The following is a 19,482-nucleotide window of genomic DNA, read 5'->3' on the forward strand; positions in this document are numbered from 1 at the left end:
GTCTCTGTGATCGATTTTCCGATCATGCGCAATGCGCGAGGATCCTTTGGAGGCTGACTTTTTCACGGCGCCGGGCGGCCGAGCCATTCGATATGGCGCGCAACTGACGCCGCCATGGCCTGGCCGCCGCCGGTGGGAATGACGCGGTCCCAGAACGCGCCGTAGATGGCATCGCAGGGGAAGGGGGCGACCCGCGCCGCCACCGCCTTCACGGCCTCCGCGCCGAGGGGGATGAGGTTGGGATAGGATCGCATGAAGCCGAGATGCTTGCGGTCGGGAACGACCTGCAAAAGATCGCCCGACAGCAAAGCCCCCCGCCCTCCGGCCCCCGTGGCCCAGTGCATCACCGTGCCGCCATCGAAATGCCCGCCTGTCCGCACGAGCGTCACGCCGGGCGCGATCTCCAGCGTGTCGCCCTCCCAGAGCACGATGCTGGAATCCGGCCGCGTCACCCACTGCCGATCGGCCGCGTTGAGATAGACAGGGATGCCGCCGAATGCCCGGCTCCATTCCACCAGCGTTGTATAGTAATGGGGATGCGATATGGCGATCGCCTTGAGGCCGCCGATGCCATTGATGAGGTCAACCATCGCGTCGCTGACGAGGCTGATGCAATCCCACAAGATGTTCCCGCCTTCGGACGGCACGATCAGCGCCCGCTGGTTGATGCCAAAGGCCGGTGCCATGCCGACCGCCATCAACTCCTCCTCATAGCGGAAGACAGGCATATGCGAGCCTTGCAGGCGCTTCAGCGTCGTCCACGCCTGGCCCGTGGGCGCCACGAACTGCCGCTCCTCCACGCAGATGATGCAGCGCTCCGGCGGCGCCTCCCCCGGTGCATATTGCGTTCCGCAGGTGACGCAGATGAACGCGGTCATGGCGCTTGCTCCCGGTCTCGATCTGTTCGGCGGATATACCTATAGCGCCTCCTCGCGCCGCTCCAGAACCCTCTCTGTGGCTGGCCTGCACAGATTCCGATGGCTCATCGCTGGCGCGACATCCACAGCGCAGGTTAAAATAAACATATATTATACTTTTAGATTTATATCGGCGGACGATTGTACATTTTCTATGCCCCCGACTGCCTATATATATTATTTTTATTAAATATGCATAGAATGAAGGGCATATTGAGCACGGCGCCGGAAGAATTATTATTGCCTCAGTTAGGCCGGCATAGAATCAATATCATTCAAGGCAGATCGATCTCTTGAGAGTCATTGTAAAGTGATTTATCACATCCATGGTGATCCGGGAGATCCAACATCCATGAATGAGATCCATGCCGACGTCATTCTCGCGTCTGTTGAGGCAAATGCGGCGAAATTGTCGGCGCTTAACGAGGTGCTCGCGCCGATCGAGGTTTCAAGGGCACAAACCTTCCGCCAGCTCGCCGACCGCCAACGTTTCGTGACGGCGCACGGACTGCTACGCGCGGTTCTTGGCATAAAGTTGCGGTGCCGGCCCGCCGCGGTTCCACTCATCCGAAAGACAAGCGGGCAGTGGGCCTGCGAGGGGCATGACATCCATGTCAGCCTCTCCCATTCTGGTAGCTATGTCGCGGTTGCCACGGCCGATTGTCCGGTCGGGATCGATATCGAGGAGGTCGCAGGCACCGACGCCTTGGCATTGGCGCGCGAATGGTTCAGTCCGACTGAAGCCGCCGCTGTCGAGGACGCTTCTCCCGCCGCGCAGAACATGGTGTTCTTCGGCTACTGGACAGCCAAGGAAGCCGTGCTCAAAGCTGCGGGGGCCGGCCTTTCCGTAGCATTGATGGACTTCAGCGTGGCGCCTCCCGAGGCGAACCCGCGTCCCGTCACGCTGTTAAAGCCCCTGCCCGCGCTCGTCGGCCTTGCTGTCGCGCGTTTACCGGCTCCGGAAGGATATGCGGCGGCGCTAAGCCTTCCGGATGGCGTCTGGACAATTTCACAGCGATATGAAAGCGCGTCTAAAGCACTGGCACACAGCATTGACGCCTTTCGTTGAAGCCAGCTCAGAGCCTGGTCGAGGCCATTCCATGGCCTGCGCCGAACCGGCGCTGACCCAAACTCGTCCCGGACCTGCAAGCGGCCTGGTCCGAGCGTCCGGTCATGCATAGCGCAAGCACGGGTTTCACGTTGCGCGCAGTATGGTTCCGCCGGGTGGCGGCACGATAACGACGAGAGCTTGTTATCTCGCCCGAGAGCCATGCCGCGTTGAGACAGCATGCATTTTTTTGATGTTCCCAAACTGGCGATGCACTTGCCACTGCTCGACGGGACAGTGTAGGCAGAAATGTGAACTCGTACCTACACAGGCTTTTCTCACGCGGTGCCATAGTCAGATGCGGTCGTGCGGTGCTCTCTCGGCGTGCCTTGCCTTCTCGTCGCGGAGCCTCTTCGCCGGAGGAGTTCGTGCTGTTCCGCCATCTTCCCGCACCACCATTCAGCAATGAACCCAGCAGACCATAAGATCGCGCGCGGGCGCGGCATTTCAAGGCGGTCCACAGCTGTTGAGGCTTGTGCCGCCATGATCCTGTGCGCGATGGTGCTACTGTATTTCTACAGAACGCATCTTGCCTCAGACGAATTCTTTTACACGTTCGACCGGTTCGATCCTGTTATCCAAGCATCGATACTTGAACACTGGTTTGGTGTATTTCGCGGCTGGTACGACTGGCGCAACCCTATCGTGTTTGCGCCCTATAAAAATGTTCTCGGATACAACGATAGCTATTTTCTCACCAGCATTCCCTATTCGATTTTACGGACAGCCGGCCTCAGTCCCCTGAGCGCAATGGAACTGGCCCACGTGGGCACGCGTGCCATCGGTTTCTTTGCGATTTGGGTGCTCATGCGCCGCTATTTCGGACTTTCCCTTCTGGCGACAGCCTTTGGCGCGACGCTGGCTACGATCGCGAACGGCGTCTATCTCGGCACCATGCATACCCAGCTGACAACGGTCGCTTATGCGCCGCTGCTGTTCTGCCTGATAGCCCGCATCCACGAACTGTTGATGGAGGAACGTCGCCGAGCGGCGCTCATCACCGGCTGTCTGACGGGTCTGCTGCTTGCATGCTGGCCGATGACGTCCTTCTACACCTTCTGGATGACCGGTCTTTTCATGATCATCACGCTGTGCGCGGCGTTGGCGATCGACCATCGATCGCTCGTCGCGATTGTCCGCGAATTTATGATCGGCCAGCGCTGGCTGGTCCTCATTCCAGGCCTGTTGATTTTCGCAGCCGGACTGTACCCGCTATGGTTGACTTATGGCCCCACCGCCGCGCTCACTGGCATGCATCAGTTTGCGGCCGTCATCCACAACGCGCCTCACCTCGTCGATGTCATCAATGTCGGTCCGGACAATCCCTTCTGGAGCGCCGCGTTCGAAAGCCTGCGGTTCGAAACGGTCGGCGAGGGCCTGGGTGAATTCGAGCTGTGGCGTGGCTTTACCCCTCTCCACCTCGCCTTGCTTGCTCTCGCGCTCATCGGTGCCTTCAAATTCCGGACAGGCCTGCCCGCGCGGCAAGACTTCGCCTACAGGTGCTTGCTGGTTGCATTAGCGGTCGGCCTCGTCCTGCTCATTCAGGTCGGCGGCTTCACGCTCTGGTGGTTCGTCTATTATGTCGTCCCTGGCGCGAAGGCGGTACGTGTCGTCGTGCGCTTCGAACTATTGCTGCTCACATTTGGAGCTGTCGCTCTGGCCATCGCGCTCGACGCTTTGGGGCGTTATCGCGCGCCCTGGAGCAGCCTGGCGGCTGTCTTGGTTGGCTTGGCTGTTCTTGTCGAGCAATATTCCGGCTTTCCGATCGCGCGAGTAAAAGCCGCTGATGTCAAAGCCCTCGGCGAAATTCCGAGGCCTCCAAGCGAATGCAGAACCTTCTATACGACGAATCCATACAGAGATGACGGAGAATCTGCCGTCAATATAAAGTATTACATTCACAGTACAGAAGCGATGCTGATCGCCGAAAAGGTCAATCTCCCAACCCTTCTCGGCATGCACACCTTCATACCAACGGGCTGGGACCTCACCGATCCGCTGTCGCCAGACTACCCGTGGCGTGTTTATGAATATGCGAAGGCGCATGATCTGACGAAAGGGCTCTGTGAGTTCGATCTGCAAAGCCTCACCTGGCATATGGTCACGACGCCGCCGGACCGTCCAGCCACGCCAGCGCCGGAATTGGCGATGGCCGGACTGGTGAGCCCAACGGGTCCGATACCGCTCTCCTTGAGGGCAAGCCTGGCTAACCGCTACGGAGGCAGCGCACTCAGTCTGCCTTGCCGCTCGATTACCGACAAAGAAGCCTCTCTCCTCCTCTGCGCGGGAGAACCCGTAAAACCGGGCGATGTCCACTTGTCGCTTGGAATGCGCAACGGCGAAGCGGTTTCGTTCGCGGGCGGAGAGGCGGGTACCCTTCTTTTGGCGGATGGATGGTCGCGCCCTGAAAGCTGGGGCACCTGGGCCAATGCGCAGCAGGCGACCCTCGTGCTTCGCCTTGATGGTGATGGTTTTCAGAACGGCGTACGCCTGATCTTGACCGCGCACGCCTTCCTGCCGCCGCTGGCTACGAGCAAGCTGATGCACGTTCTGGTGAATGATACCGAAGTCGGCAGCCTGAACCTGACGGGGGACGAGGATTCTCTGGGCCTTTGCATTCCGGCTGCGCAGCTTCCCAAGAACCGTTCGCTAGTACTGACCCTACGGACAGATACCGCCGCCGAGTCGCCAGCATCGCTCAAAATGTCGGGCGACACGCGGCTACTCAATTTTGCCATATCGCGGATGAGCGTGGAGCCCTGCCAGCCCAATCCATGAAAGTGGGACGACCACGGATTGCCTTGGCAACGAGGATCAGCGCAGCCCCCTTGCCAAGAGGCATGGATGATGCGCTATGAACGGTGAAACGGGCGTCGTTCGGCCTTCTTGAGAGCGTCGCGCAATGAAGATCAGGTGAGCATGTCATCCGAACCACGCATCGCGGTTTTGGTCCCCTGCTATAACGAGGCGGCGTCGATCGATGCGGTCGTCAGGGACTTTCGCGCAAGCCTGCCGCAAGCCGACATTTTCGTTTACGACAACAACTCCACGGACGATACCGTCGCCATCGCAACAGCGGCGGGCGCCATCGTGCGAACCGAGCCCCGGCAGGGCAAAGGTTTCGTGGTCCGCCGCATGTTCGCCGATGTCGATGCAGACGTCTATGTGATCGTCGACGGCGACGACACCTATGATGCCGCCTCGGCTCCCAGGCTCGTCGAGCTTGTCCTCAAGGACAATTGTGATCTCGTGAACGGCGCGCGCGTGCCCACGAACGAGGCCGCGTTCCGGGCCGGCCACAAGTTCGGCAACAAGATGCTGTCGGCGCTCGTCAGCATGATCTTCGGCAAGCGCAACAATGACATGCTCTCGGGCTACAAGGCTCTGTCCCGGCGCATGGTGAAATCCTTCCCGATCAAGAGCAGCGGCTTCGAAATCGAGACGGAGCTTCTCATTCACGTGCTCGAGCTTGGCCTGCCCGTCGCGGAAATAAAGACCCCTTATCGTGAGCGCGGTGAGGGATCAGAGAGCAAGCTGCGCACCTATCGCGACGGTTTCCGCATCATCTGGTTGATCAGCCATCTCATCCGCGATGAGAAGCCCCTGCAATTCTTCGCGGCTGTCGCCGCCATTCTCGCACTCGTTGCCATCGCACTTGGCGTGCCGGTCGTCGTCACCTTCGCGGAAACCGGCCTCGTGCCAAGGCTGCCGACCGCCCTGCTGGCGACCGGTCTGGTCATCTCATCACTTCTGGCGTTGACGGCCGGGCTCGTCCTCGACAGCGTCGCCCGCGCGCGCCGCGAGTTCAAGCTGCTCAGCTATCTCGGCCTGCCCGCGCCCGCGGCCAGACGTCGGTGATCGAGGCAATGCTGACCAGGGAGAGCGCAACAAAGGTTGCAGCCTTTCTCGTCGCTGGCGGTATCGGCTTTCTCGTCGATGCCGGCCTGTTGTGGATGGGCCTGAACAGGTGGGAGCTCTCGGCGCTTTCCGCCCGCGCCATCTCCTTCACGGCCGCCATGCTGACGACATGGGTGCTCAACCGCAGCCTCGCCTTCGCCAGGCAGCGGGACCGGGCCCGCGGCCAGGGCGTTGAACTCGCGCTCTATGGCCTCGCCACCCTCTTTTCAGGCGCGATCAACATCGGCCTCTATCTCGTCGTTATCGCGATGCTGGGGCGCGAGGGCGTCTTTCCCTTCATCGCGCTCGCGGCCGGCGTCGGCGCGGGTCTTGTGTCAAATTTCCTGCTCTACAACCATGTCGTCTTCAGGAATGCGGCCAAGCGCTCCTGAGCCCTCCGAGGGCGTTGCATGGGCGGCTTTAGGCGCCCAACCGCCCATGCGCGCTAGGCACTGTTGCGCGCCTCAGCCGGCAGTACCTTCGGTCGCGCCTGACGCCTGCGGGAGAACCGGCCTTGCAAGCGTGCGAGGTAGAGATAGACGACCGGTGTCGTATAGAGCGTCAGCAGCTGGCTGAGCAGCAGGCCGCCGACCATCGCATAGCCGAGGGGCTGCCTGAGCTCCGAACCCGTGCCATTGCCGAGCATCAGCGGCACGCCCGCGAGGAGCGCCGCCATCGTCGTCATGAGGATCGGGCGGAAACGCAGCCGGCAGGCCTCGCGGATGGCCTCTTCCGCGGACAGACCGTTCTGCCTTTCGCCGACGATCGCGAAATCCACCAGCAGGATCCCGTTCTTCTTCACGATGCCGATGAGAAGGATGATCCCGATGATGCCGATGACGGAGAGGTCGAACCCACCGGCCCAAAGGGCGAGCAGGGCGCCGACACCTGCTGAAGGCAAGGTGGAGAGGATGGTGAGGGGGTGGACGAAGCTCTCGTAGAGCATGCCAAGAATGACATAGACAGCAAAGAGCGCGGCCGCGATGAGGGCCGGCTCGCTTGCCAGCGCGCTTTGGAAGGCCTGCGCGTTGCCCTGGAAGCCACCCGTCAGCGTAGATGGCGCGCCGATTGAACGGGCCGCCGTGTTGATGGCATTGACCGCATCGCCAAGAGAGACGCCCGGCTTCAGGTTGAAGGACAGGGTCACGGCGGGAAACTGGGCCTGATGCGAAACAGAGAGCGGCCCGACGCCCTTTGCATCGAGAGTAACGAAAGTCGACAGCGGAATGGCCTGCCCCGAGGCCGGCGATTTCACGTAGATCTGGTCGAGGGTCGCGATGTGGCCCAGCAGATCAGGTTTGGCCTCCAGGATGACGGAATAGGAGTTCAGCTGGGTAAAATACTGCGTCACCTTCTGCTGGCCGAAGGCGTCATTCAATGTCGCATCGATCAGCGCCGGCTGGATGCCGAAGCGCGCGGCCCGGTCGCGATCGATGATCACCCTGAGTTGCGGCGCGTTGCCTTGCTGGTCGCTCGACACATCGGTGAGTTCCGGCAATTGCCTGAGCCGTGCCAGAAGCTTCGGTGCCCAGGTATCGAGCTCGGCGAGATCGACGTCGGTCAGCGTGTACTGGTAGAGCGCGCGCGAGACTCGGCCTCCGACGGTGATATCTTGCGCCGGCTGGAGAAACACCGCCGCGCCGGCGACGTCTCCAAGCTTCGGCCGCAGCCGGTTGATGACCTGCGCGGCGGATGCGTCCCGCTCGTCACGCGGCTTCAATGCAATGAAGAAGCGCCCGTTGTTGGTGGTATTGGCGCCGCCCGCGCCAAGCACGGAGCCGAAGGCGGCGACCGCCGGATCCTGCGCGATCACGGCGCCGAGTTCCTGCTGCAGGCGCTTCATCTCCTCAGGCGAGACATCCTGAGCCGCCTCCGACAATCCCATGATGAGGCCAGTATCCTGAGTGGGGAAGAAACCCTTCGGTATGGCGACGAACAGCCAGCCGGTAAGCCCGAGGGTCAGAAAAAAGATGGTGAGCGTCACCCGCCGATACCGCAAAGCGATATCGAGCGTGCTGATGTAGAACCCCAGGATAGCGTCGAAGCCGCCTTCGATCAGCCGGTAGAGCCGACCGTGCGTATGGCTCGGCGGCTTGAGAAAACGCGAGCAGAGCATCGGTGTCAGGGTCAGTGAGATGAACACCGACACGGCGATCGCAGCTGTCACGGTCAACGCGAATTCGCGGAACAGCCGCCCGACGATACCCCCCATCAGGAGCAGCGGAATGAACACCGCGACCAACGACAAGCTGATGGACAGCACCGTGAAGCCGATTTCCCGCGCTCCGCTCATCGCGGCGGTGAAGGCGTCCTGTCCGTCCTCCATGTGCCGCACGATGTTCTCGACCACGACGATCGCATCGTCGACGACGAAGCCGACAGCGATGGTCAGTGCCATCAGCGACAGATTGTCGATGCTGAAGCCGAGCGCGTACATCACGGCCGCGCTGCCCGCGAAAGACAAGGGCACGACCACGGCCGGGATGGCGGTCGCGCGCAGATTGCGCAGGAACAGCAGGATGACTAGCACGACCAGCGCGATCGTCAGCACAAGGGTGAACTGGACGTCGGCGACAGAAGCGCGGATCGTCACCGAGCGATCGACGACCGTATCGACCTTGATGCCCGCCGGCAGCACGTTGTCGAGGAGGGGCAGCGTTGCCTTGATGGCATCGATCGTCGCGATAACATTGGCGCCGGGTTGCTTGAACACCAGCAGCACGACAGCGCGGCGGTCGTTCTGCCAGGCGGCGACATCGGTGTTCTCTGGGCCGACCACCGCATGGCCAACGTCCCGGACACGAATGGGCGCGCCCTCGCGATAGGCCAGAATGACGTCGTCATAGTCTTCCGGCTTGGTGATCTGGTCGTTGGCGGCGATCGTGAAACTGCGCACCGCGCCGTTCACCACGCCCTTCGGCGCCTCAGCCGTGGCGTTGGCGAGCGTGGCGTGCACATCCTCCAAGGTGAGGCCGGTGCCGGCGAGCTTGGCGGGGTCGACCTGGACGCGGATGGCCGGCTTCTGCTCGCCCCCGATGACAACTTGCGACACGCCCTCCACCTGTGACAGCCGCTGCGCCAACACATTGTCGGCGGCATCGTCGACATCGGTCAGCGGCAGCGTATCGGAATGCGCCGCCAGGATCATGATGGGGCTATCCGCGGGGTTGACCTTGCGGTAGCTCGGCGGGGACGTGAGATCATCCGGCAATTGCCGCTGGGCGGCCGTGATCGCGGCCTGCACGTCCTGCGCGGCCGCATCGATGTTGCGATCGAGCGCGAACTGAATGGTGATCGAGGTGGAGCCGAGCGTGCTCGTCGAGGTCATCTGGGTGATGCCGGCGATCTGACCGAACTGGCGCTCCAGCGGCGCGGCGACCGAGGATGCCATGACGTCGGGGCTCGCGCCCGGCAGGCGGGCCGATATTTGGATCGTCGGAAAATCGATCTGCGGGAGCGGCGCCACGGGCAGGAGCGGATAGGCGACAACCCCCAACATGAGGACAGCCGCCATCAGCAGCGTCGTCATGACCGGGCGTGTGATGAAGGGGGCGGAGATATTCATGGATCTCTCCCAACCCGGAGCGGCTGCCTTGGGCGGGCAGGCCTCAGCGGGTATCTTGACCTTGCGAGACACCTTGGTTTTGCAGCGAACCTCGGCCTTGGGACGCGTCCTGGCTGACTGACCCGATTGTCTCTGTCACAGGGTTTTGTGCGGAAGAGCCCTTGCGAGAGGCAACCGTGTTTCCGCCCGGCGGGCTCACCGCCACATGAACGCGCGGTCGCAGGCGATACTGCCCTGCGGTCACGACCTGATTCCCGTCGCCGAGCCCAGAGGTCACGACCGTCAGATCCCCCTCTGTCGCGCCGGTTTGGATCGGCCGCATCTGGGCTATGCCATCCCCGTCGACCACCCAGGCATAGAGCCCGTCCGGGCCGCGCTGGACGGCCGCGTCCGGCACGGTCAGGGCGTTCTTCAGGGTGGATACGGTCACCGTGACATGGACGAACGCGCCCGGCCACAGGCGCTCGTCGTCGTTGGGAAACTCCGCCTTAAGGCGCAGCGTGGCGGTCGTGGGATCGATTCGGTTATCGATCACGGTGACCCGGCCTGTTCCAAGAACGGCACCCGACTCATCGATCGCCGTGATCGGCACAGGCCCCGAACGCATGGCCGCCTGCATCGCATCGAGGTTCTTCTCCGGCAGCGTGAACAGCACCGCGACCGGCTTCAAGGTCGCAAGGATCCCCATCGGCAGGACATCGGATGGATGGACGACGTTTCCGGCATCCGCCTGTCGGATCCCCATCCGCCCGCTCGTGGGCGCGGTTATCGTCATATAGTCAAGATTGGTCGCCGCGCTGTCGATCGCAGCTTGGTCCGCATCAATCGTCGCTTTCAACTGATCGACCGTGGCCTGTTGCTGGTCGAGCTGCTGCTTGCTGGCGAAATCCTTGCTGGCGAGCGCGAGTGAGCGGGATAGGTCCGCCTGGGCGCTACGCAACTGGGCCGTATCCTTCGCCTTGCTGGCGCGAGCCTGCGCGAGGGCAGCTTCCGCCAGGCGCGGGTCAAGCCGGGCGAGAACATCCCCCGCCTTCACATGCTGCCCCTCCCTGAAAGTCACATCCTGGAGCGTGCCATCGACCCGTGTACGGACATTGACCGTCTGGGACGCCTGGACTGTGCCCAGGCCCGTCAGGGTCAAAGGCACATCGCGCCTTATCACGCGTGTCGCCGTCACGGGGACCGCCGCCTGCAGCGGAGGCGTAGGGACGTCGCTTTGCGAGCGCGCGGGCAACGTGAGAAACGCTACAGCCGTCCCGATCGCCACGGAGCCGAGCGTTGCAAGGACAATGACGGTTCGCGACGAACCAGGACGTCGAAACGAGGACATGAGCCCCTCGCGGATGACAGCCCTGCAGCATCGTTCCCGATTTGTGGCGCGACAGTGGCCTGCAAGATTAACTCGCGTCCATGTCGTCGGGTTCGTTCACGATGACAATCACGAAGCTGCGCTCAGCCACGCTTTTGCAGTTTGTCGTACTGCTTGATCAGCCGGTCGCGCTTCAGGCGCGACAGCCGCTGAAGCCAGAAGACGCCATTGAGCTGGTCGATCTCATGCTGCAGGCAGATCGCGAGGAGGTCCTCTGCCCTCTCGATCCGTTCACTGCCTTCGAGGTCTTGATATCGACACACCACCGCGCGCGGTCGCTCCACCTCGGCGGTGACGCCCGGCATGGAAAGGCTGCCTTCCTCGTGGCGCATGAGCTTATCGGAGATCTCCGTGATCTCCGGATTGACATAGATGCGGGCGGCCCGGTCCCCCGGCATCCTGATCGCCACGACCCGTTGGAGAAGCCCGATATGGGGTGCGGTGAGGCCGAGGCCGGCGGCCGCTTCGAGCGTATCGGCGACATCCTCCGCCAGTTCACGCAGCGCGCCATCGAAGACGACGACCGCTTGCGCGATGTCGCGCAGCCGCGGATCGGGGTAACGCAGGATGGCACGCGCCGTCATGACGTCGCTCCCCTTGGCTGTGGCTTGTGGGCGAGGAAGAAGAACAGACCGGACAGGGCGGTCAAAACGGCGAGCGCGATGAAGACCTGTCCATAGGCTACCGAGGCATCGAGCATGAGCCCGACGGCGACCGGGCTGATGATCGTGACGATCGCCGCGAAGGTCTGCACGATGCCGGCGATCTTGCCGTAGGAACGGCGGCCGAAATATTCGCCGATCAGGGCACTCGATACGGCCGTGCGGGTACCCCAGGCGAAGCCGAAGATCGCGGCGAAGATCGCGATGGCGATCACGCTGGGCGAAGCCGCCAGAATCATAAGCGCAACGGCCGCCGCGACCACATTGGTGCCGAGAAGGACACGCTTGGGCGCGAGATCGCCTAGCATGCCGCCAAAGATGCGGCCGGCGAGGTTGAAGACATTCACCTCGGCGAGAAAGAGGGTCGCGACAGCGCGGCCCGACACCCCTTCGAGATAGGGAAAGAGATGCACCAGCAGCGCCGCCTGATGGAAATTCGAGAACGCCATGGCGGCCGTGACAAACCAGAATGAATGTGTCGCGAGCGCCTGGCGCAATGAAAGGCCCTGCGATCCAGAAGGCTTCGAAGGATGAGGCCCCGTCGCCGGAACAGGCTGCCCGTCAGGACTGAGACCAAGCGCCTCCGGGTGGCTGCGGACAAGAAGCATGACTGGCAGGCCAAAACCGACGATCGCAAAGCCGGTGCCGATGGCGGTGAGGCGCCAGCCGACATGGCTTTCAGCCAAGACGATCAATGGAAGCGCGACGAAGCCCGCCACCGCGAACCCCGCCACGGCGAGCCCCATGGCGGTGGAGCGGCGGGCAGAAAACCAGCTGTTGACGAGCTGGCTGACCGTGAGCAGTCCGATCAGACTATTGGCGAGCCCCATGCTCAGGCAGGCGACGTAGAAGCCGACCAGCGAATCCATGGTGCCGAAAAGGGCAAAGGCAGCGCAATAGAGGACCGTGCCCGCCACCATCAGTCGCTTGGCACCAAAGCGGTCGACGAGAGCACCTCCCAGGGGGCCCAGAAGCGTATCGACCGTCTGGATCGAGCGGCCGAACGACATCTGCGCCGCCGTCCAGCCGAACTCGTGACGCAACGGCTGGGCATAGATGGCGAGCCCCTGCATGGAGATGCTGGTGATCATCTGGGCGCAGAAACCTGCGGCCACGATGATCCAGCCGTAAAAGAAGTGCTTCTGGACGCGGGCGACGAATGTCACGGGCACCGTGCTTTGATCCGATGCGCCGGGAGCTTGATCCGGCGGTGCCTCGCGTCTGTTCACCGCGCAGTCACGCCGTATGCCGGCGAATGGATCGGGATCGAGCTTTCGACCAAGGAAAAACCCACCGCAGTGCCAGTGCCCTTTTTGCCGTGGATAACCGCCGCGACGGCGAACGGCAAGCTCCATTGCCCGCGCCGATGGCGGCATCGCGTTTCCATCTGTGCAAAAAAGTGATGGATGAGGTTGTTGTATCCTTGGAGTTGCCACGAAACGGGGCGTAGAACAACGGCAATGCCACGCATGATGGAGATCATGACGGACAGGGCAGGAGCCGATATAGAATCGTACGCAGCAATAGGCGGGCATTGTTCGCCCACGAGATTTGTTCGAGGAAACACATGTCGTCTTCACCACTGGGCGTTGTCGTTCATGCACCGAAGGATCTGCGCGTCGAGGCGGTCGCGGCGGTCGCGCCGGCCGCCGGCGAAGTGCGCATCGGTATCGAGGCGGGCGGCATCTGCGGATCCGACATGCACTATTTCAGCCATGGCGGCTTCGGCACGATCCGGATCAAGGAGCCGATGGTTCTCGGTCATGAGATTGCCGGAACGGTGGTGGAGCTCGGCGCCGGCGTCAGCCATCTCGCTGTCGGCACGCGCGTCGCCGTCAACCCCAGCCGCCCCTGCGGCGTCTGCAAATATTGCCGCGAAGGCGCCCAGCGGCAGTGCCTCGACATGCATTTTCTCGGCAGCGCCATGCGTTTCCCCCATGCCCAGGGCGGTTTTCGGCAGAGCCTGACGGTGAAGGCAGAGCAAGCCGTGCCGATCGCTGACACCGTAACCATGGGTGAGGCCGCGATGGGGGAGCCCCTGTCGGTCTGCTTGCATGGGGCCCGCCAAGCCGGGCCGCTGATGGGCAAGCGCGTCCTCGTCACCGGCTGCGGGCCGATCGGCATGTTGACGGTGATCGTGGCGCGCTATGCGGGCGCGGCCGAAATCGTCGTGACGGATGTCAGCGATTTCCCGCTGACGATCGCGCGCCAGGTCGGCGCCTCGCGCGCCATCAATATCGCAGCCGAGCCCGACGCTCTGGAGGCCTACGGCGCCGATAAGGGCAGCTTCGACGTGCTGTTCGAAGCCTCCGGACACCAGTCGGCCCTGGTCGGTGCCTTGACCGCGCTGCGTCCCGGCGCCGTCATCGTCCAGCTTGGGCTTGGTGGTGATATGACACTTCCCATCAATGTCATCGTGGCCAAGGAGCTGCAGCTACGTGGGACGTTCCGTTTCGATTCCGAGTTCAATCTGGCGGTTGAGCTGATGAATCGTGGGCTGATCGACGTAAAACCGCTGCTTACCGCCACGATCCCCTTCCGGGAGGCGAATGAGGCCTTCAACCTGGCGCTTGACCGCTCGCGCGCCGTCAAGGTTCAGTTGGCTTTCACATAGACGACGGCTCTCAACCTCGGCCCCTGCCCTATCGGCAGGAACGGTGTATCGCGAGACGGCCCTGCTGTATTCAGGGCACAAACCCCGCCTTCGCGCGAAACAGGAACGAGATATGACGACAAAGGCAACAGTAGGCGTTCTCGGTCTCGGGACCATGGGCGCCAATCTCGCCCTCAACCTGGCGGATCAGGGCGGGCAGACCGTCGCGCTCTTCAACCGCACCACGATCAAGGCGCAGGAACTCGTGGACGCCAACCCGGCGCTCGCCAAGTCCCTGGTTCCGACCGATAGTCTCAAAGGTTTTGTCGCCGCGCTCGCGACCCCTCGGATCGTCATCCTGATGGTGCAGGCGGGCTCTGCCGTCGACGAGCAGATCGCCGCGCTCGAGCCCCTCCTCGACAAAGGCGACATTGTCATCGACGCTGGCAACGCCGATTTCAACGACACGCGCCGCCGCGCCGCCGCGCTGAAGGATAGCCCCATCCGCTTCGTCGGCATGGGCGTCTCGGGCGGCGAACTCGGCGCCCGCCATGGACCGTCGATCATGGCCGGCGGTGATGCCGACGTTTATGCCATCATCGGCCCTATCCTGGAGCGCATCGCCGCCAAATATCAGGGCGTGCCCTGCGTGGCCCATATGGGCACGGATGGCGCCGGCCATTTCGTCAAGACCATCCACAACGGTATCGAATATGCCGATATGGAGATGATCGCCGAGGTCTACGGCATCATGCGCGACGGCCTGGGCCTTCAGGCAGCCGAGGCGGCAAAGGTCTTCACGCGGTGGAACGAGGGCGGCCTCTCCTCCTATCTTATCGAAATCTCCGGCGTCACGCTTGCCGAAATCGATCCCGACACGGACAAGCCGATGGTCGATGTCATCGTCGACGAAGCCGGCCAGAAGGGCACCGGCCGCTGGGCGGTAATCGAAGCGCAGAAGCTCGCCGTCAGCGCCACGACGCTCGAAGCCGCGGTCTCTGCGCGCATCATCTCCGCCCATCGCGCCGAACGCGCCCGAACCGGCGCGATCTACGACCTCGGCCCGGCTGACAAGCTGTCCGGCGTTGACCTCGACGCGCTCGAAAAGGCCTTGGAAACGGCCAAGATCATTGCCTATGCGCAAGGCTTCGTCATCATGCAGGAGGCCTCCAAGACCTTCGGGTGGGATCTGCCACTCGGCAAGATCGCCGAGATCTGGCGCGCCGGCTGCATCATCCGCTCGCGCTTCCTCGACGATATCACGCGCGCCTTCGATGCCAGCGAGGCACCGGAAAACCTGCTGCAGGTTCCTGAATTCGTGCAGCGTGTTAAGGCGGGCCAGGGCGCGTTGCGCCGCGTCGTGGCTGAAGCCGCGCTCGCCGGCATCCCGGTGCCCGCTCTCTCCGCCGCGCTCGCCTATTTCGACGACCTGCGGCGGCCGCGGGGCACTGCCAACTTGATCCAGGCGCAGCGCGATCTGTTTGGCGCCCACACCTTCCGCCGGCTCGACCGGGATGGGGTATTCCATCACGAATGGCCACCGGTCTGACAGCAGACACGGGTCCATGGCGTCGCCCCCTACCGGGGCGATGCAATGCGCGATGATCAAGACCGCTCAGTACTGCGGATCGCCAATGGTGGAACGTCACGGGGCTGCAACGGCATGAGTCTTCAACTGTTTGATCTGTCAGGGCGAATCGCGCTCATCACCGGCGCCGGCCAGGGCATCGGCTATGCCCTGGCGCAGGGACTTGGAGGCGCCGGCGCGCATATCGTCATCAACGGCCGTGACGCCACCCGCCTCGAGGCCGCCGCGGAGCGCCTCCGCGGCGAAGGCCTGACCGTCGCGACCGCGCTCTTCGATGTCACAGACCAGAAAGCGGTGGTCGCCGGCATCGAGGCCGTCGAGCGTGACGTCGGCCCGCTCGACATCCTCGTCAACAATGCCGGGATCCAGCGGCGCACACCACTTGAGGACTACCCCGTCGAGACCTGGCATGAACTTATGCGCGCCAATCTCGACAGCGTCTTCTACGTCAGCCAGGCGGTGGCCCGGCATATGATCCCGCGCAAGCGCGGCAAGATCATCAATATCGCCAGCCTGCAAAGCGAGGCCGCCCGCTATTCCATCGCGCCCTATACCGCGTCCAAGGGGGCCGTGAAGAACCTGACGCGTGGCATGTGCACGGATTGGGCACGTCATGGCCTGCAGATCAACGCGATCGGCCCAGGCTATTTTGACACACCGCTCAACGCCGCCCTCGTCGCCAATCCCGATTTTGACGCCTGGCTGAAGACGCGCACACCGGCCGGCCGCTGGGGCAAGGTCGAGGAATTGCAGGGCGCGGCCATTTTCCTCGCCTCCAACGCATCGAATTTCGTGAATGGCCAGATCCTTTACGTCGATGGAGGCGTCCTTGCGACGCTCTGATCCCCCTATCGCCATCGTGCTGATGGGTGTCGCCGGCAGCGGCAAGACAACCCTCGGCCTTGCCCTCGCCGAGCGCTTCGGGCTTGCGTTCTACGACGCCGACGATTTCCATCCGCCGGCCAATGTCGCCAAGATGTCGGCCGGCATCCCGCTGAACGATGACGACCGCGCGCCCTGGCTCGACCGGCTCGCGGAACTCCTGCATGACTCGATCGCGGAAGGCCGCTCGGTCGCGCTCGCCTGCTCGGCGCTCAAGCGGCGTTATCGGGATCGCCTGCGTGAAGGCTGCCCCGGCATTCTCTTCGTCCACCAGGTCGGTGACCGCGACATGATCGCGGAACGGATGAAGCGCCGGACGGACCACTATATGCCGCCATCGCTGCTCGACAGCCAGTTCGCCGCTCTCGAATTGCCTGACACGGATGAGAGCGTGCTGACCCTCGATGGCACCGAACCGCCTGAAGTATTGGTCGACAAGGTCGTCGCACGTCTGGCGCAAGCATAAGCCTGCCGCGTTCAGTCAAGCGCCTTGAAAATGATGATGGGCCTCGACAGCCCGTGACCATCTATGTCCAGGTTCCGATCCGCCATCCCATGCGCCGGATCGACGATTGGAACGCAGCCTAGGGCAAGACGAAGGCGACGTCATCCCGTCGGAGCCGCGCGGCGCTCAGGCGCGACCGACCGTCGCCATCCGGCGGAGATCCGGTTCTGGTAAAATCCGGGCTGTCATCGCCAAAGCCGTCTGCAGCATCGCGATATCCACTCGCGGATCTGGTTGCCAACCGCAAGGACACGCATTGTCGCCACGATGAGCATCGTAGATTTCCTTGTAGACTGAGCCCAGTGCTTCAGCCGCCATGCTCAGGACAGTCATCGGAGGCAGACGGCTGCCGTGCAGCACGTTGCAGAACGCTGTCATGACCGCCTGGCGCAGCTCGACTTCATAGAAGCTTATGTCCTCCGAAGATGTGTTACGCAGCACGATACCCGGCCCTTTCCTCACGCGACGCGACGGACGACGAGGCATCCGCGGCGTCAAACAACCCAACCGTCAGGAGATCGACCAGCCGTTGCATCCGCCGTGACAGCACGTCATAAGCCCGCGCGCTCGCATTGGCGGGCCCTTTGACGAAGGCATAGGCACATTTAAGCTCGAGACTGGTTGCTCCCGTTCGCAACAACTCCTCAACGATCAGCCGGTCGACCCGCCCAACGACCGCCGCCACATCGCGCTCACGAATAACGCTCATATCGACCCTCGATCCCGACTAGCGGCTCGCCCCAAAAACACTGTCCCGCGTGCTGGATTGCCGCCAAGTCCCTATTTCAAAAATTGCACCGGCGTGAATCTGTATTTCCGTGCTCTCTCGAAATATTCCAATCCACTCCAGTCTAGATTTCAAAAATTTCTAAACTTAAATATTTCCAGAAATTGCTGATCAAGAATAAATCGAAAGCGATACACACGTCTACCCGAGTCGTACCGGAGGCTTCAGTTTGGCGTCACACTGGCTTCACTCACCAATGCTTGCCCCGCTTGACCGGCCACACTCATAAGGGACGATTCGATTTTCCGCAAGTCGCGACACATGCAAAATACATCGAAATATTCACGCATCATAAATTATTATTTCTCTAATCTTTGCGATAAGCGCAATGTGTTGCTCGCCGTTCATGCCTCCCAAGCCGAATCTCTATCACGACAAGAGAGCGGCAATGCCGATTATGATAGCCATGCCGTGGGCAGGCCCCGTCGCAGGCGTCAGGACGTATCGGCCAGCTTGCCAGCCGCTCCGACACATCCTGCTTCCAACTTTGGCCGCTGTGCCCACAATGCGTGGCCTCAGTCGTTCTCATCCGGCGCATGGCCACCGCGTGCCGGCGGGCTGCGCATTTTGAAGACAGTCTCCCAGCGAGCCGGCTGCATGCGCTGTGACGGCAATCCGCGCAGGATGAGGCCGAGATCGTCGATTACCATCTCGCCGATCGTCTCCATTGCGGCGGGAATGCCACCCGCGCGATGGGGCGACAGCAACAGCCTGCTCTGACGCACGGGGTCATCGCCGGCGATCGGCTCGGCCGGAAACACATCCGTTGCAGCACGAAAGCGCCCCGCATTGGCAAGTTCCACAAAGGCTTCAAAATCGACCACGCCCGCGCGGCTGCCAAGCACAACCACGCTGTCGCGCGCGATGCGCGCGAGTGCCTCTCGGCCCAGGAAGCCTTGATTGTCCGACGTGACGCCAGCCAGAATGAAAAGGAACTGTGAGGTGGACAGCACCGTATCGAGATCCGTGGGGCGCATCTGCTCGGCGCGCAAAACACTATCCGGCAGCCAGGGATCATAGACCTGGATGTCGGCCGCGAAGCCGCTCAACAGACGGCGCAGCGCCCGCCCGATGTTGCCATATCCGATCAGCCCCACCCGCGCCTCGCTGATGAGCAAGGCATCCGGATTGCCAGAAAGGCCGTAGCGTTCCGTACCGGCGCGCACCGCACTGTCAGCCGCCGTGACGCCGCGCGCGAGATCAAGCGCCAGCGCCAGCACCATTTCTGCCACCGGCACGGCAAAAGCCGGCGCGATGGAGAGCACCGAGATGCCGCGCGTCAGACAGGCGTGATAGTCGATGTTCTGGTAGAAATTGCCTTCAACGTTCAGGACGGCCCGAAGTTTTCCGGCGCGCTCCACGCGATCCGTTGGCAGCGCTGTCTGCCCGATGATGGCGACGGCCTCGGGAAGCATAGCCTCGATCAGGCTGTCGGCTATGGGCGCATGCTTGTCCTCGATGATCTCGGCCATTGCCGAGAGCCGCTCCCATTGTGCTGGATTGAAGATACGTTCTCGCTGGCGCGGAAAAGGATCAAGAAGCACTAGCGGCTTTGTCACGACGTCCTCCCATTGCTGTGTCGTCTCTTGGCGATCCGCTGCTTTGTCAC

The 19,482-nt window shown here is 62.4% G+C and carries 17 protein-coding genes; 8 read left to right on the forward strand and 9 right to left on the reverse strand.

All coding sequences use genetic code 11. The features are described 5' to 3' along the window. Positions 1–62: 62 nt before the first annotated feature. The gene (locus KIO74_RS22790) at positions 63–878 is read right to left on the reverse strand and encodes an MBL fold metallo-hydrolase (protein WP_213337004.1); all 816 of its coding nucleotides are present in this window, start codon (positions 876–878) and stop codon (positions 63–65) included. A 391-nt stretch (positions 879–1,269) separates the two neighbouring features. Between KIO74_RS22790 and KIO74_RS22795 the strand changes: the two genes are divergently transcribed. From KIO74_RS22795 to KIO74_RS22810, 4 genes are all read left to right on the forward strand, one after another. Continuing rightward, on the forward strand, positions 1,270–1,986 hold the full coding sequence (locus KIO74_RS22795; RefSeq protein WP_213337006.1) for a 4'-phosphopantetheinyl transferase family protein: 717 nt from the start codon (positions 1,270–1,272) through the stop codon (positions 1,984–1,986). Positions 1,987–2,430: 444 nt separating this feature from the next. Beyond that, a complete protein-coding gene (locus tag KIO74_RS22800; protein WP_213337008.1) occupies positions 2,431–4,803 on the forward strand; it encodes a glycosyltransferase family protein in 2,373 nt (790 codons plus the stop codon). A gap of 141 nt (positions 4,804–4,944) precedes the next feature. After that, positions 4,945–5,883 carry a glycosyltransferase family 2 protein gene (locus tag KIO74_RS22805; RefSeq protein ID WP_213337010.1) on the forward strand — a complete coding sequence of 313 codons (939 nt, stop codon included), beginning with the start codon at positions 4,945–4,947 and terminating at the stop codon, positions 5,881–5,883. A gap of 8 nt (positions 5,884–5,891) precedes the next feature. After that, complete coding sequence (locus KIO74_RS22810; RefSeq protein ID WP_213337013.1) at positions 5,892–6,314, forward strand: GtrA family protein; 423 nt, start codon at positions 5,892–5,894, stop codon at positions 6,312–6,314. Positions 6,315–6,367: 53 nt separating this feature from the next. Here KIO74_RS22810 and KIO74_RS22815 read toward each other — a convergent pair whose 3' ends face one another. The 5 genes from KIO74_RS22815 to KIO74_RS22835 all read right to left on the reverse strand — a co-directional run bounded on the left by KIO74_RS22815 (position 6,368) and on the right by KIO74_RS22835 (position 12,989). Continuing rightward, positions 6,368–9,487 carry a multidrug efflux RND transporter permease subunit gene (locus tag KIO74_RS22815; protein ID WP_213337015.1) on the reverse strand — a complete coding sequence of 1,040 codons (3,120 nt, stop codon included), beginning with the start codon at positions 9,485–9,487 and terminating at the stop codon, positions 6,368–6,370. Positions 9,488–9,530: 43 nt separating this feature from the next. Beyond that, entirely contained in the window at positions 9,531–10,817 is a 1,287-nt protein-coding gene (locus tag KIO74_RS22820; protein WP_213337017.1) for an efflux RND transporter periplasmic adaptor subunit, read from the reverse strand. A 122-nt stretch (positions 10,818–10,939) separates the two neighbouring features. Beyond that, positions 10,940–11,440, reverse strand: a complete 501-nt coding sequence (locus KIO74_RS22825; RefSeq protein ID WP_213337020.1) for a peptide deformylase — start codon at positions 11,438–11,440, stop codon at positions 10,940–10,942. Continuing rightward, positions 11,437–12,690, reverse strand: a complete 1,254-nt coding sequence (locus KIO74_RS22830; RefSeq protein ID WP_213337023.1) for an MFS transporter — start codon at positions 12,688–12,690, stop codon at positions 11,437–11,439. Before KIO74_RS22830 ends, KIO74_RS22825 begins: the two co-directional genes overlap by 4 nt. Before the next feature lie 53 nt (positions 12,691–12,743). Further along, a complete protein-coding gene (locus KIO74_RS22835) occupies positions 12,744–12,989 on the reverse strand; it encodes a hypothetical protein (RefSeq protein WP_213337026.1) in 246 nt (81 codons plus the stop codon). A 96-nt stretch (positions 12,990–13,085) separates the two neighbouring features. Here KIO74_RS22835 and KIO74_RS22840 point away from each other — a divergent pair, with 96 nt between their 5' ends. The 4 genes from KIO74_RS22840 to KIO74_RS22855 all read left to right on the forward strand — a co-directional run bounded on the left by KIO74_RS22840 (position 13,086) and on the right by KIO74_RS22855 (position 17,047). Beyond that, complete coding sequence (locus KIO74_RS22840; protein ID WP_213337029.1) at positions 13,086–14,132, forward strand: L-idonate 5-dehydrogenase; 1,047 nt, start codon at positions 13,086–13,088, stop codon at positions 14,130–14,132. Between the two features lie 112 nt (positions 14,133–14,244). After that, the gene (gnd, locus tag KIO74_RS22845) at positions 14,245–15,660 is read left to right on the forward strand and encodes an NADP-dependent phosphogluconate dehydrogenase (RefSeq protein WP_249731442.1); all 1,416 of its coding nucleotides are present in this window, start codon (positions 14,245–14,247) and stop codon (positions 15,658–15,660) included. A gap of 114 nt (positions 15,661–15,774) precedes the next feature. Then, on the forward strand, positions 15,775–16,542 hold the full coding sequence (locus KIO74_RS22850; protein WP_213339152.1) for an SDR family oxidoreductase: 768 nt from the start codon (positions 15,775–15,777) through the stop codon (positions 16,540–16,542). Next, positions 16,529–17,047 (forward strand): gluconokinase, encoded by a 519-nt coding sequence (locus KIO74_RS22855; protein WP_249731443.1) that lies wholly within the window; start codon positions 16,529–16,531, stop codon positions 17,045–17,047. The genes KIO74_RS22850 and KIO74_RS22855 overlap by 14 nt, the downstream gene beginning before the upstream one ends. A gap of 165 nt (positions 17,048–17,212) precedes the next feature. On the opposite strand, the gene KIO74_RS22860 is transcribed toward KIO74_RS22855, so the two are convergent. The 3 genes from KIO74_RS22860 to KIO74_RS22870 all read right to left on the reverse strand — a co-directional run bounded on the left by KIO74_RS22860 (position 17,213) and on the right by KIO74_RS22870 (position 19,432). Beyond that, on the reverse strand, positions 17,213–17,527 hold the full coding sequence (locus KIO74_RS22860) for a hypothetical protein (protein ID WP_213337034.1): 315 nt from the start codon (positions 17,525–17,527) through the stop codon (positions 17,213–17,215). Further along, on the reverse strand, positions 17,517–17,795 hold the full coding sequence (locus KIO74_RS22865) for a hypothetical protein (RefSeq protein WP_213337037.1): 279 nt from the start codon (positions 17,793–17,795) through the stop codon (positions 17,517–17,519). Before KIO74_RS22865 ends, KIO74_RS22860 begins: the two co-directional genes overlap by 11 nt. A gap of 593 nt (positions 17,796–18,388) precedes the next feature. Beyond that, complete coding sequence (locus KIO74_RS22870; protein ID WP_213337039.1) at positions 18,389–19,432, reverse strand: NAD(P)-dependent oxidoreductase; 1,044 nt, start codon at positions 19,430–19,432, stop codon at positions 18,389–18,391. Between the last annotated feature and the right edge of the window lie 50 nt (positions 19,433–19,482).

Source organism: Chelatococcus sp. HY11 (genome assembly GCF_018398335.1).
Taxonomy (GTDB): domain Bacteria; phylum Pseudomonadota; class Alphaproteobacteria; order Rhizobiales; family Beijerinckiaceae; genus Chelatococcus.

Bases quoted from the DNA above. Each gene is read 5' to 3' on its own strand.
- KIO74_RS22850 (WP_213339152.1), top strand. From the start codon at position 15,775: ATGAGTCTTCAACTGTTTGATCTGTCAGGGCGAATCGCGCTCATCACC.
- KIO74_RS22795 (WP_213337006.1), top strand. From the start codon at position 1,270: ATGAATGAGATCCATGCCGACGTCATTCTCGCGTCTGTTGAGGCAAAT.
- gnd (WP_249731442.1), top strand. From the start codon at position 14,245: ATGACGACAAAGGCAACAGTAGGCGTTCTCGGTCTCGGGACCATGGGC.
- KIO74_RS22820 (WP_213337017.1), bottom strand. From the start codon at position 10,817: ATGTCCTCGTTTCGACGTCCTGGTTCGTCGCGAACCGTCATTGTCCTT.
- KIO74_RS22810 (WP_213337013.1), top strand. From the start codon at position 5,892: ATGCTGACCAGGGAGAGCGCAACAAAGGTTGCAGCCTTTCTCGTCGCT.
- KIO74_RS22805 (WP_213337010.1), top strand. From the start codon at position 4,945: ATGTCATCCGAACCACGCATCGCGGTTTTGGTCCCCTGCTATAACGAG.
- KIO74_RS22790 (WP_213337004.1), bottom strand. From the start codon at position 878: ATGACCGCGTTCATCTGCGTCACCTGCGGAACGCAATATGCACCGGGG.
- KIO74_RS22800 (WP_213337008.1), top strand. From the start codon at position 2,431: ATGAACCCAGCAGACCATAAGATCGCGCGCGGGCGCGGCATTTCAAGG.
- KIO74_RS22865 (WP_213337037.1), bottom strand. From the start codon at position 17,795: ATGAGCGTTATTCGTGAGCGCGATGTGGCGGCGGTCGTTGGGCGGGTC.
- KIO74_RS22835 (WP_213337026.1), bottom strand. From the start codon at position 12,989: ATGCGTGGCATTGCCGTTGTTCTACGCCCCGTTTCGTGGCAACTCCAA.
- KIO74_RS22840 (WP_213337029.1), top strand. From the start codon at position 13,086: ATGTCGTCTTCACCACTGGGCGTTGTCGTTCATGCACCGAAGGATCTG.
- KIO74_RS22825 (WP_213337020.1), bottom strand. From the start codon at position 11,440: ATGACGGCGCGTGCCATCCTGCGTTACCCCGATCCGCGGCTGCGCGAC.
- KIO74_RS22815 (WP_213337015.1), bottom strand. From the start codon at position 9,487: ATGAATATCTCCGCCCCCTTCATCACACGCCCGGTCATGACGACGCTG.